Origin of the sequence: Blautia sp. DFI.3.45, assembly GCF_020593505.1 — a bacterium.
GTDB classification, from domain to species: Bacteria; Bacillota; Clostridia; order Lachnospirales; family Lachnospiraceae; genus Blautia_A; species Blautia_A wexlerae.
The window spans coordinates 37987-53579 of the sequence record NZ_JAJDMI010000025.1 but is presented as its reverse complement, the minus strand read 5'-3'; the positions used below and the strand labels follow the sequence as shown (position 1 = coordinate 53579).

The following is a 15593-nucleotide window of genomic DNA, read 5'->3' as shown; positions in this document are numbered from 1 at the left end:
AAAAAGAAAGCTGCGCCACAGCCTTGGCAAGCCATCGCGCAGCGATTTTGTTCAACTTGAATTTGTCAGTATCTCTTTTTGCATGTTTTGGGTATCGTTGCTTCATAACTCATATCAAGCAACATTTTGGTTTTGTCATCTGATACGCTGCCATCCAGTGCAACAGTAATCCAGCTATCCTTGCTCATGTGATACGCCGGGAAGAAGCCGGGTTCCTCTCGTAGTGTGCCAATCAGAATTGGGTCACATTTGAAATCGACCACTTTCAGCATTTCTTCGCCTTGCAGCCCCAGCTTGTTCTTTGGTACATCCATAATCAGAGCAAACCACTTCCGATTATTACAATGCCGGAACACCTCATAATTCGGATATTTGAGCCACGGATAATCTGTCTCAGCGTTATATGTCTCCATTATAAATGATTCTAATTCTGCGCGTTTCATAACCTCACCTCTACAACTTCTAGCTTTCTGCATGTTACTATATAGTTTTGATTACCTGTTCTTCTGCATTTTGGCCGAGGGATAATCTCTTCGTGGAAAAAATAATTGACCACGATAGGCGGATCGTTGAACGGGCGTTTGATGGAATCATCATCCCGGACATACAGTAGCCCTTCCTCTTGGCAAAACTGCCGCATCTGCGCATCCAGCATTGACCAGTAGCTGCGTTCTTTTTTATTGTAAATGGTATCGTACAGCGGCAGCAGGTCTGGATGTTTTTCCGTTATATAGTCAAAAATCGTTTTCTTATAACCGCCCCGCAAGTTTAGGTTTTCCAGCCAGACCAAATTACATTGATTCTTCGCCCGGTGGATGATGGAGGGCAGGTCGGTGAGGCCGGGGAAAATCGGCGAGATAAAGCAGGTGGTGCGCACACCAGCATCATGGAATGCTTTCATAGCGGCCAGCCGCCGCTCAATGCTCACTGCATTGTCCATATCAGCGCGAAAATCTTCGTCCAGTGTGTTTGATCGACCAGGATACCCGCGCATTGGGGAATGTTTTAATGAGGTCAAGGTCACGCAGCACCAGGTCAGACTTGGTAGCAATACTGAGGCTACATCCGCTGCCCTGCATCTGCTCTAAAATGGCGCGGGTGCGGCAGGCGGTTTCCTCCAGCGGCTGATATGGGTCGGTCACGTAACAGAGAAACAGTTCTTTCCCTGCATACCGCTCCGGGTGTTTGATTTCCGGCCAAAATTTAACGTCTATGAACTCTCCCCAGGGCTCCGGGTGATTGGTAAAACGCTTCATAAAAGATGCGTAGCAATATTTGCAGCCGTGGCCACAGCCCACATAAGGATTGACCGAATAATAATCACTCACAGGCAAATTGGATTTTGTGAGGACGCTTTTTACTTCAACGTTTCAGATGATTGGCTCCATTGTATGTATGCTCCTTTGATTTTGCTTATTTTTCACGGGACAGTTTCATCATATCCTTCATATCGGCAAAACCGATTGTTTGATACAGCGGCCTGCCTTTGTCTGAGGTTTCAAGATATATTTTTGAAATATGCCGCTGACGAGCCTGCTCTACAAGCCACCTGACGATTCTGTTCCCTATGCCGTGTCCGCGAAACTGCGGCCGGGTATAAATGTTCATCAGGTAGGCACATTTCCCGTTTAGATTGTCCGGTGAGGGCATCTCATGATAGAGGCATATCCCGCCGCAGCCGACGATTTCCTCCCCTACGTAGGCAAAGCAGGCAATATGTCCGCCCTGCGGCAGTTCTGTTTGATAGTAGCGGCGATTTTCCGATTCCAGCTCTGTTACAGACCGCTCCGAGGGGATGGAGAATACCTCATGCAAGACTTCCATTCGCCATTGCATCAATACATTCAGGTCCTGGATCGTGGCCTGCCGGATCTGAATCTCCATTATAATGCCCCCGCTTTCATTACCACCGGCAGTTTCGACACATCCGGCTTACCGTTGACATTCAAAGGAATCTGCTTCATCTTCACAAAGAACTCTGGGATCATAAAGGAAGTCAGATTTTCAGACAGTTCTTTTTTTACTTCCGAGACTTTCAGCTTATTGTCGGAAGGCACCACATAGGCGGTCATATAGGACAGTCCATCCTCGTCTGTAAAAGCCCGGACAATAGCCTGCTGCACATCCTTGCACCGATAGAGCCGGGACTCCACCTCGGCAAGTTCCACCCGCTTGCCGTAAATCATGATCTGGTCGTCCTTGCGGTGCAGGAATGCAATGTTGCCATTCGGCAGGATATAGCCCAAATCGCCGCTGCGGTACATGGTGCTACCGTCCGGCTGCCGCTCAAAAGCGCTGTTTTCCTCGGCATGGTCGCCAATGTAGCCCAGAGATACACCGCCGCCATAAATGCAAATCTCACCCGTCTGCCCTTTGGCAACCTCGTTGCCAGACTGATCCAGAATCCTGATCTGCGCACCTAGTACAGGATGACCGATGGGATAGGTACCGTCCTCCAGCACAGTTCCACTATTACAACGGTAATAGGAGGCGCAGACCGTTGTCTCGGAGGGGCCGTAGGTGTTGTAAACCTCTGCTTTGTTCAGCAGGTGATCCACATAAACGCCCCGCAACACATCGCCGCCGCTGATAAGCAGCCGCAGAGAGGACGGAATGACAGACAGGTGGTTCATTTCTGCCAGCAGATACGGAAAGCCGCTGATCATAGTCACATGGTGACGTTCCACAAAAGCCATCAACGCATGGATGTCGGCCTTATCCTCGTCAGCGGGGATGGCCAGAGCGGCACCATTCAGCAGACTGGTGAACACTTCCTCCACAAAGATGTCAAAAGAACAGACGGAATATTGCAGCATGACATCACCGGGGCCGGGATGGAACTCGTTGGCAAAGGCACGGACATAATGGCAAACATTGCGGTTGGTGACACAGACACCTTTGGGCCGCCCGGTGGTACCTGACGTATACAGCACATAGGCGGGGCGTTCCGGGTCTTCGATGGCGTTGCGCTTCCAGGAGGGCGTCTCCACGCCGCAGATCTCACAATCTGTATAGCGGATGGGGAAACTGCTCAGTTTGGGCGCAAAGGCGTGTTCCGTCAGCACAAAATCCACCTGTGCCTCGGTCATCATGTCATGGATGCGCCCGGTGGGAAAATCCGGCTCGGCTGGGACATATTGGCCGCCGCATTTGAGTACCGCCAGAATCGAGGCAATCATCTCGGTTCGGTGACGCATGACGATGCCGATGCTGTGTACTTCCTGCGGAAAGCTGCACGTGATCATATCTACCATGTTGGACAGCTCTCCAAAAGTCATGGCGCGGTCGTTTTCAATGATAGCCGGGGCATTTTCATGTTCTTTAACTACTTTCTGAAAAAGCGAATAAATCGTATCCATCGTTTTATCTCCTTGTCGGTTTATCTATTTAATATCCAGTGAATGCCAGCCGCTGTGCGCTTGTTGCACGCCTGATAGTGGCTGCCACTGTTCAGTACGAAGGTGGTTTCGATGCCTTTCCCGTGGCACAGTGTTTCTATCTCCTGCGTATTCTGCTGCACAACGTTCAAAATCGGATTATCGGTGGAGCTCTCCTTGTCTCCGAGAGAAAAATACAGACAGTCAGGTTTGCGCTTCATCTCATGGGAGCACACATATTCCATGATGCCCTCAAACCAGAAGGAACCTGACATACTCGCTGCGCGGGCAAACACATCCGTTTGGTAGAGAGCGTAGAGGGCGAACAGCCCAGCCAGCGAGTAACCGGCGAGGCCCCGCCAGGCGGGCGCACCGGGAAGGAGCGCTTCCGCTTCCGGCATAATTTCATCCAGAAGCAGTTTCAGGTAATCATCCGCACCCCCGGTGCAGGGCGTATCGTGTTTAGAGATCGGCCCCATATACCACGGTGTCATGTCATGATCCCATTTCAGATTACTGACCGCCACCAGACAGAAATCTGGGCAGCCGAGCGCCATCAGGTTTTTATACACACTGTTAACGGCATTGGAAAAGGTGTTGAGATAGATAACTGGGCTGCCCGGCTTTGCGCTTGGGTATATGTCCACTCTTTTTTGTTCTATGGTTAAAGAAGTCACCTTGTTGCCTCCTCTCTTGACGATTCATTGTATAAATATTGTACGGTATCCGAAAACGAAAGCAAGTACGCAGAAAGTTCGTACATAGTATCAAACTACTGACCAAGGCTATAAACAGGAGGAATCAAGATGGATCATATCATGACATATGAGGAATATCTGCGCGATGTCAAGAAGGGAATCGTCACCGATCTGGGCAACAGCCCGGTCACGCCGCTGCTTCTGATGCTTCAGGGAAAGTGGAAAACACAGATTACCATGACGATTTGGTTTGTGTTGCTTTCCGCTGGAATTAAAACGTCAGCCTTCTAGATATCAAAATTTCGAGGCTCAATCACACTCTCTATTTTCTCGCTGTCTACGCTTAGCAACTACCATTACTGGCAGTCACCCAAGACTCGCTACTGGCGGTTGGTTAGACCTTACCAGACAGGCATTCCACCTGCTAGACTACTCGCCCTTGTCTGGGCGCACAATTCCGATTTGTTAAATTCATATCCGCATTATAGCATAAAAATAACGACACTGTATATCACTTTCGTAACATACAATGCCGTTACTTTTATTTTCTTCGATACACCAAACAAAACATATTCCTGTATACGATAATATCATATACAGAGTTCGACTTGTTCAGCTTTAGTGGGGAAAATGTAAAGTGAACTCCGCCTTTTGGCATAGGAATTGTTTTGTTAAATTAAATAATGAAAAAGAAAATAGTCATTTTGATAGAACATATTAACTATAAATAATCAGAATTTGAATAGTGAACTTTTTACACTGAAATATGTACGATTCTAATAATGACATGAACTTATGGGAACGTATTGCGGATACTTTGTGAACTTTATCCTGATACAATGATTATGCTGATGAAAGAAGGCATAGATAACTGAATACAAGAAAGAGACGAAAGCCTCAGTAGTTAAGAAAAAACTACTGGGGCTTTTTTTCGTGCCTGAATTTTTCAGCCAATAACTGCGGGCGTATCCCGGCAGGATAAAGGCGGAGCAGGCATGATTCTAAACAGAGGTCCGCCTTCTGGATTTGAAACGAGCAACAAGATTTCAAATTCAGGAGGAACGGACATGTATATTGAACACCCATATTTTTATGAAGGAAAGTATTACGCAAATATTGATGGAGAAATGATCGAAGTTACAAAAGAAGTTGCGTATGCGATGAACAATTTTTACAGAAGCAGCAAGGCAAAAAAAGTTGAGATCAAGAACGAACTGGGTGAGGTCGTGGATAAGATGCTGCGGGAGGTACCTTACAGCGGTCAGTCCATTGATGGAGAAGTCTTCATGATTGAGGATTTTCCAGATCTGAACTGTGATGTGGAGCACTGTGTACTGACAAAAATGGAACAGCAGGATATTCACAAAGTGATCAATCAGCTGAACTCAGAGGAACGCATGATTATTTATGGCATTTTCTTTGAAAACAAGACACAGACACAGATGGCGGAGATTATGGGGATTTCCAGACAGATGCTGTCATACAAGCTGAAATCCACTCTTAATAAGATGCGTGAAATGTATATGAATAAATTTTTTTAAAAATTTTTCAAAATCTTTTGCATCTGCCAAAGTCATTTGACTTTAGTAATTAGAGGAAGTTAAAGGACTTCCTAAAATGAACCATGATAACTGAATATTCAATAATAACTGATGTGACATTTCATACAGTGAGCACGAGGAAGATGCCGCTATAGGATTATAAGACAAAACAAAGATTTTAGTTCAGTCCGTAATGCTGCGAAAAAGCACTGACCGAAGCTAGCTGGCAGGCTGGTGATGCGATGACATATATGAGATGCGATACACTTGCAGACCCTGAGAAGTCTGTAACTGGTAAACCTATGAACTGCTGGAGCCTGGAAACGAGAGTTTCCGGGTTGTGGTCCGGAGCGTGCATCCGGGCAGGTTATTATTCCCTTCCTGCACATGCGGGAGTAACGATTCGGGGTATCGAGGATAAATAGAATCGAGCGAGCACTGTTTAATAATCAAATTGGCTATAGAGGTTATGCGGCAGAGCTTTCCTTATAGGAAAGAAACTCTGCCGTATTCCTGTGGAGCCAATATAGCGCTATGGATGCTTTACAAATAAAAATAACAGATTGGAGAGAGGACAAATGACAATCCGAAGAGGAGATATCTTATGGGCAGATCTCGGTATGTTCCCGACAACTTCGGTTCAGGGTGGAGTAAGACCGGTGATCGTAGTGAGCAATAATAAAGCCAATACATACAGTTCAGTCATAACGGTAGTTCCGCTGACATCAAGAATTTATAAGAAACGGTATTTGCCAACGCATGTATTTATCAGCAAATATGATATGACGGGAATCCGAAAAGGAAGCCTGGCACTGGCTGAACAGGTTATGAGCATTTCTACGAAATGTATTATTGAGAAATGCGGAAGAGTGAACAAGTGGAGCCTAGATCGGGTACTGAAAGCAGTACGGATTCAGATGGGAATGGAAGAGAAGACTACATAACTGTTACGAATATTTATTTTCGATAATGGTAACTATAGGAAAAGGAGGCGATGTCCATGACAACAGTTGAAAGATTAGAAGAGTTGAAAACAGTTGATATCAAAGAGATTGAACGAGATAGTTTGCCCAAGTACAAGGATTTGATTTCAGAGCTGGATAGCAGGAAAAGCAATAAGATGGAAGTGCTGCTTAATCACTCTGATAACCCATATGTATATGAAGATATGGGCTATGTCGTAAAAAGTGTTTTTAATGCAGCAGCTTCCCTTTCCTATATAGACTGTACAAAACAGCTTGTAGCAAAGAAAGCTGGATTGGCATAAGGGAATAACTGGAACAACAAAATTTCATATTCACACAGAAGACGAAGTGTGCTATAATGCTAACAGGACTAAATTTGAATAGAGCACTTCTATTTAAGGGTTCTGTTTTGGCAGAATCTTTGGATAGGAGTGTTTTTTATGCAAAAAAATATCTGGATAGCAGCCAAGTACCTTCGTCTTAGTATTGAGGACGGAGATAAGGCTGAAAGTGAATCTATTGTAAATCAGTCAATTTTGATTGATAACTATATGAAATCGACATCTGATATTACTATTGTTGAGACATTTAAAGATGATGGTTTTTCAGGTACTGATTTTAAGCGTCCTGGTTTTCAGGCAATGCTCAAGGCAATCGAAAATAAGGAAATCAACTGTATCATTGTAAAAGACTTGTCTCGATTCGGTAGAGAGCATATAGATGTTGATCGGTATATTCAAAAAGTATTTCCACAACTGGGAGTACGATTTATAGCAATCAATGATAATTATGATTCTGAAACAGCAAACATTACCGATACGCATCTTGTATTACCGGTGAAATCCTTTGTTAATGACACGTATTGCAGACAGAATTCTCAAAAAGTAAGAAGCCACTTGAGTGCAAAAAGAAATATTGGAGAATATGTGGGAAATTACGTGTCATATGGATATAAAAAGTGTGATGCTGATAAAAGTCAGATAGAAATTGATCCGGTTGCTGCAAAGCATGTAAGAGATATTTTTAACTGGAAGATGGAGGGCATGAGCAATCAGCTGATTGCAGATAAACTGAATGAACTGGGAGTTCTTGCACCGGCTGATTACAAACGTGCGACCGGAGTAAACTTCAAATCGTCATTTCAGACACATCTGACATCCAGGTGGTCAGCAGTAGCAATTATCCGTATCTTAAAGAATCCAATCTACTATGGAGTGCTTCAACAGGGAAAATCCCAAAGAATTAACTATAAAGTTAAGGTGCAGAGGGCATTACCAAAGGAAGAATGGGTGATTTTTGAAAATCATCATGAAGGTATCGTTACAAAAGAAGAATATGAAACAGTTCAGATGTTGCTTGCGAAGGATACCAGGATAGCACCCGGAGAAAACAGACTTTATTTGTTTGGTGGGTTATTATCCTGTGGAGACTGTGGAAGTAATCTGATCCGGCGAACTAACAGTTATAAAGGAGAAAAGACAGTTTTTTATATCTGTTCTTCTTACAATAAAAAGAAGGATCAATGTTCCAGACATAGTATCAGAGAAGATGTGCTGATTCAGCTGGTAATGGATTCTTTGAAAATATACAGTAAGATGACGGATGCCATACGGAGTGCAATGGAGTATTTGAAAGAGAATTCTTTGGATACACAGACATTGATACAGCATGATGACCAGATACTTGAGTTACGAAACAAAGTCAATAAATATTATAAGTTGTTACATTCATTATCGGGAAATCTTGCGTCAGGAGTTATTTCTAGGGATGATTACGCTTTGCTTAGAGAACGGTATCAGACAGAAATTAAAAGTCTGGAAAGCAATATTGAAAAGCAGGAAGAGTATATGGAAAATCTCCTTGAAAATAAACTGCTGTGCGAAGAATGGGTAAACACATTTCTTGAGAAACCGTCGCTGGGAGATCTTGACAGAGATATGCTTCTTCAGTATGTGGAAAAAATAAATGTCTTTGAAGGAAAAAAAATAGAGATTGTTTACCGATTCCAAGATGAGTTGGTAACAGCTGCAAGACTGGCAGAACAGATTGGAAAAACAAAACAGGAGGTGGCTGTATAATGGCAAGAACAAGAAATCGCCAGATGAAACAAGCTGAAGCATTTGTGCAGGCATCACCGAAGAAGATCTGGAAAGCCGGTATTTATACCAGAATATCTGTAGATATCAATGGTGAGAAGAGAGAATCGCTGGAGACACAGAAACTGATCGCTCTTTCTTACGCAGAATCTCATCCGGATATTGAAGTTGTAAAGTTTTATAAGGATGACGGTATATCAGGTACGAAATTTGATCGAGATGACTTTGTGAGAATGCTTGGTGACATCAAAACAAAAGAAATAAATACGGTCATAGTAAAGGATTTATCACGATTTGGTCGAGATTTGGAAGAAGTATCAAAATATCTGGAAAAAATATTTCCATTTATGCAAGTGCGCTTTATATCAGTCAATGATAACTATGACAGTATCAGTCCAGAATGTGACAATCAGATGCTGGGAATCATGATATCGAATCTGGCAAATGATATGTATGCAAAAGATGCATCTGTAAAAATGACAAGTGCCATGAAAATTAAGATGGAGTCAGGTGAATATTGTGGTGGAGATGCTCCTTATGGGTATAAGAGAGCTAGAGATGAAAAAGGAAAATCTACTACTGTTCCCGATCCTTTAACTGCACCGTATGTAGTAGAAATATTTGAAAAACTTGCTGCAGGGCAGTCATATTTGAAAATTTCGAGAGAGTTTAATACCATGCTGCTGGCTTCGCCAAGGGTATACGCAAGAACTGGGAAGTTATTCTTGGATAGAATTGACGAAACGGATATGCATTGGCAATCATCTGTAATTAAACAGATTGCGGAAAATAGGCACTATTTGGGAAATACTTATTCACATAAAACAAGAACTTCACTTCTTACAAAAGAAAAAAATGTAATGTTGGATAAAGAAGAATGGATTGAACATGTGAATACCCATAAGGCTATAGTGAGTGCTGAATTATTTGAAAAAGTACAAAATGTAATCAAATTAAAGCAGGAGAAAGCATTGCCCAAAAAAGATTTATCGAATATGCAGACTCATGGAAAACAGGATAATAAGTATGTTGGATTGATATACTGTGGTGACTGTGGCGCTAATATGGTTCGGAGATACTATTACAGCGAAAAGAATGGTGTTTTGTATTACAATTACTATTTCATTTGTGGTAATTATGCAAAAATTTCCAAGGAAAAATATAACTGTAATCGCTGGAAAGAAGAAGTAATTGATGAACTGGTGTATCGGGCACTCATCATGCAGCTAAAAACAGTATGTGAATTAAAAACGCAACTGAAACGCTTTAATGGTGAATATTTTGAAACATTCCAAAAATATTTGAACAGGGAACAGAGTAAAATTGTTCAGCTCAATAAAAGGAACGAAGCAAGACGATTTGAATTATATGAGCAATATGTTTCGGGCGAGATTGATACGGATGCATATAATCGTATGACAGAAAGAATAACCGTGGTCGAAAAAGACCTGGTTACAAGACAGAAAGAAATTGAGAAGAGTAGAAAAATTACAGAAAAATTGTGTAAAAAGAACTTCTCGTGGCTTGCTGAATTCAGTAAAGGAAAGAATTTGGAATTCCTTACAAAAGATGTTGTCCGTTCTTATATAAAGAAAATCTCTTTATATGAAGACAAACGTATAGAGATCGAATTTAAATTTCAAGATGAAATACAGGCGTTATCAGAAATTTTAGAGGAGGGGGTGATCAGATGTCAGATGGTAAATGCATAGTAAAGTATTTAAGATTGTCGCTGGAAGATGAGGATATGCTGGATGAATCCAATAGTATTACCAATCAGAGAATTGTGATTGGGCAATACATAGCCAGTAAAAATGAGTTCAAAAATACGGAAGTGTTAGAATTCAAAGATGATGGCTATAGTGGAACGAATTTCGATCGCCCAGGATTCCAAAGTATGATGGAATTAGTAAGAGATGGAAAAGTCAGCACAATTATAGTGAAAGACCTTTCTCGATTCGGCAGGAATCATATAGAGGTTGACACATATCTGGAACAAATTTTTCCATTTATGAATGTGAGATTCATAGCAATCAATGATAATGTTGATAGTATGAAATATGAATCTGGTATGCCGGGAATAGATGTTGGTTTCAGAAATATTATTAACGAACATCATAGCATTGATACTTCCGTTAAAGTAAAAAGAACTTTGATACAGCGTCAGAAAGCTGGAAAATATATGGGAGCGAGAGCACCGTATGGATATTTGAAGCCTGATGAAGATGTGACCAGCCTCGTGATTAATCCGGAGACAGCGCCTGTTGTGAAGATGATATTTCAGAAATATCTTAATGGAATGAATATTACTCAGCTGGCACGTTACCTGAATGAGCAGAAAATTATGAGTCCAGGTCAATATAAAAGAGAAGTTCTGAAAACTGGTGTGAAGAAAACAACAGAAAAATATATCTGGTATCCAGTAACTGTAAGACTGATACTGATGACAGAAACGTATACGGGAACTACGATTGGCGGCAAGTGGAAAGTTGCTTCGGTAGGAAGTAATAAGCATTTGAAAACAAAAGAAGAAGACTGGATTGTGGTTGAGGGTACGCATGAAGCGATTGTTTCTAAAGAGGTGTTTGATGCTGTACAGGAAAAGTTGGAATTAAATTCCAGAAAGAGGAGCAAAACCCACAATAATAATTATCCGCTGAAAGGATTGGTAAAATGTGGGGGATGCGGTCAGAATCTACAGCATGTAACCAGATGCAATCCGCACTTTAAGTGCCCAAGGAAATTTAATGCGGCAAATCAAGATTGTGTAACAGACAATTTATATGATGACGAGTTCAATGAGATGATTTTCAGGGCAATAAAGCTGTTTGCAAAGATCAGTGATGATGCTGAACCGGTACTCGAATTACAGAAAGTAGAATTAAAATCAAAAGTGAATGGAGCTGCAAAAAAGATTCGGGATGCCAAAGACAGTATTAGCAGATACAAGCACCAGAAGACTGAACTATATATGCGATATGCAATGGAAGAAATCTCAGAAGAAGAGTTCACCAGAAAAAATGACAAGCTGGATAAACAAATTGAGAAAGAAACCTTAGCGATAGCGCAAATGGAGACAGAACAGAGTGAAGCGGCTGAACGTTTATTTGAACTTCCGCCCGATGGCAGACAGTGCCTGACAGACCTGATCGAAGGAAATAAGCAATTAACCAGAGAGATAGCAGTAACTTTTATTCGTGGTATCAAGGTATATAATGATAAGCGAATAGAAATTGAATGGAATTTTGCTGATGAGCTGGTGAAGTATGTAGAGCAGGTGCAGAAAATCTGCAGTTGAAGTGATGATGGACAAATTACAAAAATTTTGTGTCATTAGCTTGACACAAGGGGGACGTCACGCTGACAATACGGTGGATTTACAGGAATTCATGATCATGCCGACGGGAGCGGAAAATATGGAGCAGGCGATCCGAATGTGTGCGGAAGTATACCAGTTTCTCAGAATTATCCTGAAACAAAAAGGTCTGTCAACAGCAGTCGGGGATGAGGGAGGTTTCGCACCGGATCTTTCCGATTCAGAAAGCGTCCTGGAAGTGATTCTGGAAGCAGTAAAAAAGGCAGGGTATGAACCCGGAAAGGATATCAGCATTGCAATTGATGCTGCGGCAAGTGAACTGTACGATGAAGAAAGAGGCGTTTATGTTTTCCCCGGAGAAGGAAAAATGAAAGGGGAAGAAGTTCTCAGGGATTCCGGCGAGATGATAGAATATTATGAAAAACTTGCAGAGAAGTTCCCGATTGTTTCCATTGAAGATGGACTTGAGGAAGATGACTGGGAAGGCTGGAAACAGATGACAAAAAGACTGGGAGACAAAATACAGCTCGTAGGTGATGATCTGTTTGTCACGAATATCAAACGTCTTGCATGTGGTATCAAACTGGGAGCGGCAAATGCCATTCTGATAAAATTAAACCAGATAGGAACACTTTCAGAAGCATTGGATGCAGTGGAAATGGCACAGAAAGCGGGATACAGGGCAGTAATTTCTCACAGATCAGGAGAATCGGAAGATTCATTTATCGCAGATCTGGCAGTTGCCACAGGTGCCGGCCAGATTAAGACAGGTGCACCCTGCCGTTCGGACCGAAATGCCAAATATAATCAGCTTCTTCGTATCCATGAGGCATTGGGAGAACTGGCAGTGTATGAAAATCCTTTTAAAGAAAATGAAAAAAATTGTTAAGAAACCTGACAAAAACTCTGAATTGTGGTTGAAATCCCCATCCGGCTATGTTACAATGAAACTCAGTTGATTAGGAGGTGTAACGAAGTGCAGATTATTAAGATCATTCTGAGTGTCATTTTCATAATAGATTGCATCGCTCTTACAGTAGTAGTTCTTATGCAGGAAGGTAAGCAGCAGGGACTTGGTGCTATCGCCGGAGCAGCAGAAACATACTGGGGTAAGAACAAAGGTCGTTCCATGGAGGGCGGACTTGTTAAGGCAACCACTATTATGGGAACTTTATTTTTTGTAATTTCTGTAGCATTAAATATGCTTGGTTAATCAGAAAAGAAATTTGAAACACTCTTGTTATGTGCAAGAGTGTTTTTTGTGTCATAAAGAGCTGAATCAGATAAAAGTCCTCTGCGGAGGCTGTGAGGAGTAATATGAGTAAAAAAGATATGGACAGAAGAAAAAAGTTTATCCTGGAACTGATGGGAGATCCTATTTATCAGCCAATGAGACTCCGCGAGATTTCTTCTCTTCTGAGACTTTCAAAAGAAGAGAAAAGAGAGCTGTATGATGTTCTGGACGAACTTTGCGAGGAAGGAAAGGTATCTGTAGACCGCAAGGGCAGATATGAAAAGGTCAAAGGAAAATGGAAAAAGAAAAAAGATGACCGTTATTACGATGACCGAAGAGAAGAATACGGATCAGAGTATGGCAGAAAGAAGAAAGATAAAAATAAAAAAGATAAAAATAAAAAAGAGCAGCCGGAGGGAATCCAGGCTGAGGGAACATTCATCGGACATCCCAAAGGTTTCGGCTTCGTAGAAATTGAAGGGCAGGATGAGGATATCTTTATTCCTGAAAGTGATACAGGAACAGCTATGCATCAGGATAAAGTAAGGATCATCATCAGAAATGACAAAAAAGAGGGAAAACGCCAGGAAGGCGTAGTTGTGAAGGTTCTAGAGCGTGGTATGCCTGAAATTGTAGGAACTTATCAGTTAAATCGGGATTTCGGTTTTGTGATCAGTGATAATCCGAAATTTTCCAAAGATATCTTCATTCCGAGAAAAGAAGCGGCAGGAATAAAAAATGGTGATAAAGTAATCGTGGTGATTACAGATTATGGTTCCGGAAATAAGAATCCTGAAGGAAAAATTAAGGAGAATCTGGGAAATATCCGAACACCGGGTACAGATATCCTGGCAATCGTCAAGAGCTTCGGAATCCCAAGTGAATTTCCTGAGAAAGTAATGAAGCAGGCTCAGCGTGTTCCGGATCATGTGCTGGATGCAGACAGAGATGGAAGACTGGATCTGAGACATCTGCAGACAGTCACTATTGATGGCGAAGATGCCAAAGACCTGGATGATGCGATTTCCCTGACAAAAGAGGGGGACATTTACCATCTGGGAGTCCATATCGCAGATGTAAGCAACTATGTACAGTACAACAGTGCTCTGGACAGGGAAGCACTGAAACGTGGAACCAGTGTTTATCTGGCAGACCGCGTTGTGCCAATGTTGCCGGAACGTCTTTCCAATGGAATCTGTTCTCTGAATCAGGGAGAGGACAGACTGGCGTTGAGCTGCCTGATGGACATTAACGAAAAGGGTAAGGTAGTTTCCCATCAGATCGCGGAAACAGTGATTAACGTAAATGAGAGAATGTGCTATACTGATGTAAAGAATATTCTTGAGGACACAGACGAAGAAGCAAAGAAACGGTATGAGGCACTTATCCCGATGTTCTTTATGATGAAAGAACTGTCCGGAATCTTACGAAACAGCCGTCATCACAGGGGTTCCATTGACTTTGATTTTCCGGAGAGCAAGATTATTCTTAATGCAGCAGGAAAAGCAATCGATGTTAAGCCATATGAAGCAAATGTGGCAACCAAAATCATTGAAGATTTCATGCTGATGGCAAATGAGACTGTGGCACAGGAATACTGCACAGAAGAGATTCCGTTTGTATACAGAACCCATGATAATCCGGATCCGGAGAAAGTGGAGAGTCTTCTGACATTACTTCACAATCAGGGTGTGAAGATTCAGAAAGCAAAAGAAGAGATCACTCCAAAAGAAATTCAGCAAATCATCGAAAGTATCGAAGGGCTTCCGAATGAAGCAATGATCAGCCGTCTGGTGCTGCGTTCCATGAAACAGGCGAAATATACAACAGAATGCAGCGGTCACTTTGGACTGGCAGCAAAATATTACTGCCATTTTACATCTCCGATCAGAAGATACCCTGATCTGCAGATCCACAGGATCATTAAGGATAACTTACGAGGCAGACTGATGCGTGAAGGCAGAACCGAACACTATGCTGAAATCCTTGATGAAGTTGCGAGACAGTCCAGTGTATGTGAACGCCGTGCAGATGAGGCAGAACGTGAATCAGACAAGCTGAAGAAAGCAGAATATATGTCCTACCATCTGGGAGAGGAATTCGAGGGAATTATCTCAGGCGTTACCGGATGGGGGCTTTACGTAGAACTCCCAAATACAGTAGAAGGTCTGGTACATGTCAACACTCTGCGGGATGACTACTATATCTTCGACCAGGAAACCTACGAACTCCGCGGAGAGATGACAAAGAAAGTCTACAAATTGGGAGATAAAGTCTGTGTCCGTGTGGCAGATGCAGATAAAATGCTCAAAACAGTAGATTTTGAGCTGGTTGCTGATATCTGGAATGATGAAGAAGAGAATTAA

The 15593-nt window shown here is 42.3% G+C and carries 14 protein-coding genes and 2 pseudogenes; 11 read left to right on the top strand and 5 right to left on the bottom strand.

Annotated features, from left to right (window positions below; genetic code table 11):
- Positions 1-65: 65 nt before the first annotated feature.
- The 5 genes and pseudogenes from LJE09_RS10425 to LJE09_RS10405 all read right to left on the bottom strand — a co-directional run bounded on the left by LJE09_RS10425 (position 66) and on the right by LJE09_RS10405 (position 4054).
- Entirely contained in the window at positions 66-443 is a 378-nt protein-coding gene (locus LJE09_RS10425) for an MmcQ/YjbR family DNA-binding protein (protein ID WP_008707693.1), read from the bottom strand.
- Positions 440-1334, bottom strand: a pseudogene (locus LJE09_RS18830) (radical SAM protein). The gene LJE09_RS10425 and the pseudogene LJE09_RS18830 overlap by 4 nt, the downstream one beginning before the upstream one ends.
- 79 nt (positions 1335-1413) lie before the next feature.
- Entirely contained in the window at positions 1414-1884 is a 471-nt protein-coding gene (locus tag LJE09_RS10415) for a GNAT family N-acetyltransferase (RefSeq protein WP_008707691.1), read from the bottom strand.
- Positions 1884-3359 carry an amino acid adenylation domain-containing protein gene (locus tag LJE09_RS10410; RefSeq protein WP_008707690.1) on the bottom strand — a complete coding sequence of 492 codons (1476 nt, stop codon included), beginning with the start codon at positions 3357-3359 and terminating at the stop codon, positions 1884-1886. The genes LJE09_RS10415 and LJE09_RS10410 overlap by 1 nt, the downstream gene beginning before the upstream one ends.
- 20 nt (positions 3360-3379) lie before the next feature.
- Positions 3380-4054 carry an alpha/beta hydrolase gene (locus LJE09_RS10405; RefSeq protein ID WP_008707688.1) on the bottom strand — a complete coding sequence of 225 codons (675 nt, stop codon included), beginning with the start codon at positions 4052-4054 and terminating at the stop codon, positions 3380-3382.
- A gap of 129 nt (positions 4055-4183) precedes the next feature.
- Between LJE09_RS10405 and LJE09_RS10400 the strand changes: the two genes are divergently transcribed.
- The 11 genes and pseudogenes from LJE09_RS10400 to rnr all read left to right on the top strand — a co-directional run bounded on the left by LJE09_RS10400 (position 4184) and on the right by rnr (position 15593).
- Positions 4184-4366 carry a hypothetical protein gene (locus tag LJE09_RS10400; RefSeq protein ID WP_008707686.1) on the top strand — a complete coding sequence of 61 codons (183 nt, stop codon included), beginning with the start codon at positions 4184-4186 and terminating at the stop codon, positions 4364-4366.
- Between the two features lie 776 nt (positions 4367-5142).
- Positions 5143-5616 (top strand): sigma factor-like helix-turn-helix DNA-binding protein, encoded by a 474-nt coding sequence (locus tag LJE09_RS10395; RefSeq protein ID WP_008707683.1) that lies wholly within the window; start codon positions 5143-5145, stop codon positions 5614-5616.
- Between the two features lie 242 nt (positions 5617-5858).
- The gene (locus tag LJE09_RS10390) at positions 5859-6041 is read left to right on the top strand and encodes a hypothetical protein (RefSeq protein WP_055053837.1); all 183 of its coding nucleotides are present in this window, start codon (positions 5859-5861) and stop codon (positions 6039-6041) included.
- Positions 6042-6194: 153 nt separating this feature from the next.
- Entirely contained in the window at positions 6195-6560 is a 366-nt protein-coding gene (locus LJE09_RS10385) for a type II toxin-antitoxin system PemK/MazF family toxin (protein WP_055053836.1), read from the top strand.
- Between the two features lie 56 nt (positions 6561-6616).
- Complete coding sequence (locus LJE09_RS10380) at positions 6617-6883, top strand: DUF6870 family protein (protein ID WP_055053835.1); 267 nt, start codon at positions 6617-6619, stop codon at positions 6881-6883.
- Between the two features lie 138 nt (positions 6884-7021).
- On the top strand, positions 7022-8659 hold the full coding sequence (locus LJE09_RS10375; protein ID WP_055053834.1) for a recombinase family protein: 1638 nt from the start codon (positions 7022-7024) through the stop codon (positions 8657-8659).
- Positions 8659-10389 carry a recombinase family protein gene (locus LJE09_RS10370; RefSeq protein ID WP_022380728.1) on the top strand — a complete coding sequence of 577 codons (1731 nt, stop codon included), beginning with the start codon at positions 8659-8661 and terminating at the stop codon, positions 10387-10389. Before LJE09_RS10375 ends, LJE09_RS10370 begins: the two co-directional genes overlap by 1 nt.
- Positions 10368-11975, top strand: a complete 1608-nt coding sequence (locus LJE09_RS10365; protein WP_022380727.1) for a recombinase family protein — start codon at positions 10368-10370, stop codon at positions 11973-11975. Before LJE09_RS10370 ends, LJE09_RS10365 begins: the two co-directional genes overlap by 22 nt.
- Positions 11976-12021: 46 nt before the next feature.
- Positions 12022-12882, top strand: a pseudogene (gene eno / locus LJE09_RS10360) (phosphopyruvate hydratase); the annotation flags it as partial.
- An 87-nt stretch (positions 12883-12969) separates the two neighbouring features.
- Positions 12970-13206 carry a preprotein translocase subunit SecG gene (gene secG / locus LJE09_RS10355; protein WP_022380725.1) on the top strand — a complete coding sequence of 79 codons (237 nt, stop codon included), beginning with the start codon at positions 12970-12972 and terminating at the stop codon, positions 13204-13206.
- Between the two features lie 104 nt (positions 13207-13310).
- Positions 13311-15593 (top strand): ribonuclease R, encoded by a 2283-nt coding sequence (rnr, locus tag LJE09_RS10350; protein ID WP_020993663.1) that lies wholly within the window; start codon positions 13311-13313, stop codon positions 15591-15593.

Coding starts and splice junctions, on each gene's coding strand:
- LJE09_RS10425 (WP_008707693.1), bottom strand. CDS start 443: ATGAAACGCGCAGAATTAGAATCATTTATAATGGAGACATATAACGCT.
- LJE09_RS10415 (WP_008707691.1), bottom strand. CDS start 1,884: ATGGAGATTCAGATCCGGCAGGCCACGATCCAGGACCTGAATGTATTG.
- LJE09_RS10410 (WP_008707690.1), bottom strand. CDS start 3,359: ATGGATACGATTTATTCGCTTTTTCAGAAAGTAGTTAAAGAACATGAA.
- LJE09_RS10400 (WP_008707686.1), top strand. CDS start 4,184: ATGGATCATATCATGACATATGAGGAATATCTGCGCGATGTCAAGAAG.
- LJE09_RS10395 (WP_008707683.1), top strand. CDS start 5,143: ATGTATATTGAACACCCATATTTTTATGAAGGAAAGTATTACGCAAAT.
- LJE09_RS10390 (WP_055053837.1), top strand. CDS start 5,859: ATGACATATATGAGATGCGATACACTTGCAGACCCTGAGAAGTCTGTA.
- LJE09_RS10385 (WP_055053836.1), top strand. CDS start 6,195: ATGACAATCCGAAGAGGAGATATCTTATGGGCAGATCTCGGTATGTTC.
- LJE09_RS10380 (WP_055053835.1), top strand. CDS start 6,617: ATGACAACAGTTGAAAGATTAGAAGAGTTGAAAACAGTTGATATCAAA.
- LJE09_RS10375 (WP_055053834.1), top strand. CDS start 7,022: ATGCAAAAAAATATCTGGATAGCAGCCAAGTACCTTCGTCTTAGTATT.
- LJE09_RS10370 (WP_022380728.1), top strand. CDS start 8,659: ATGGCAAGAACAAGAAATCGCCAGATGAAACAAGCTGAAGCATTTGTG.
- LJE09_RS10365 (WP_022380727.1), top strand. CDS start 10,368: ATGTCAGATGGTAAATGCATAGTAAAGTATTTAAGATTGTCGCTGGAA.
- rnr (WP_020993663.1), top strand. CDS start 13,311: ATGAGTAAAAAAGATATGGACAGAAGAAAAAAGTTTATCCTGGAACTG.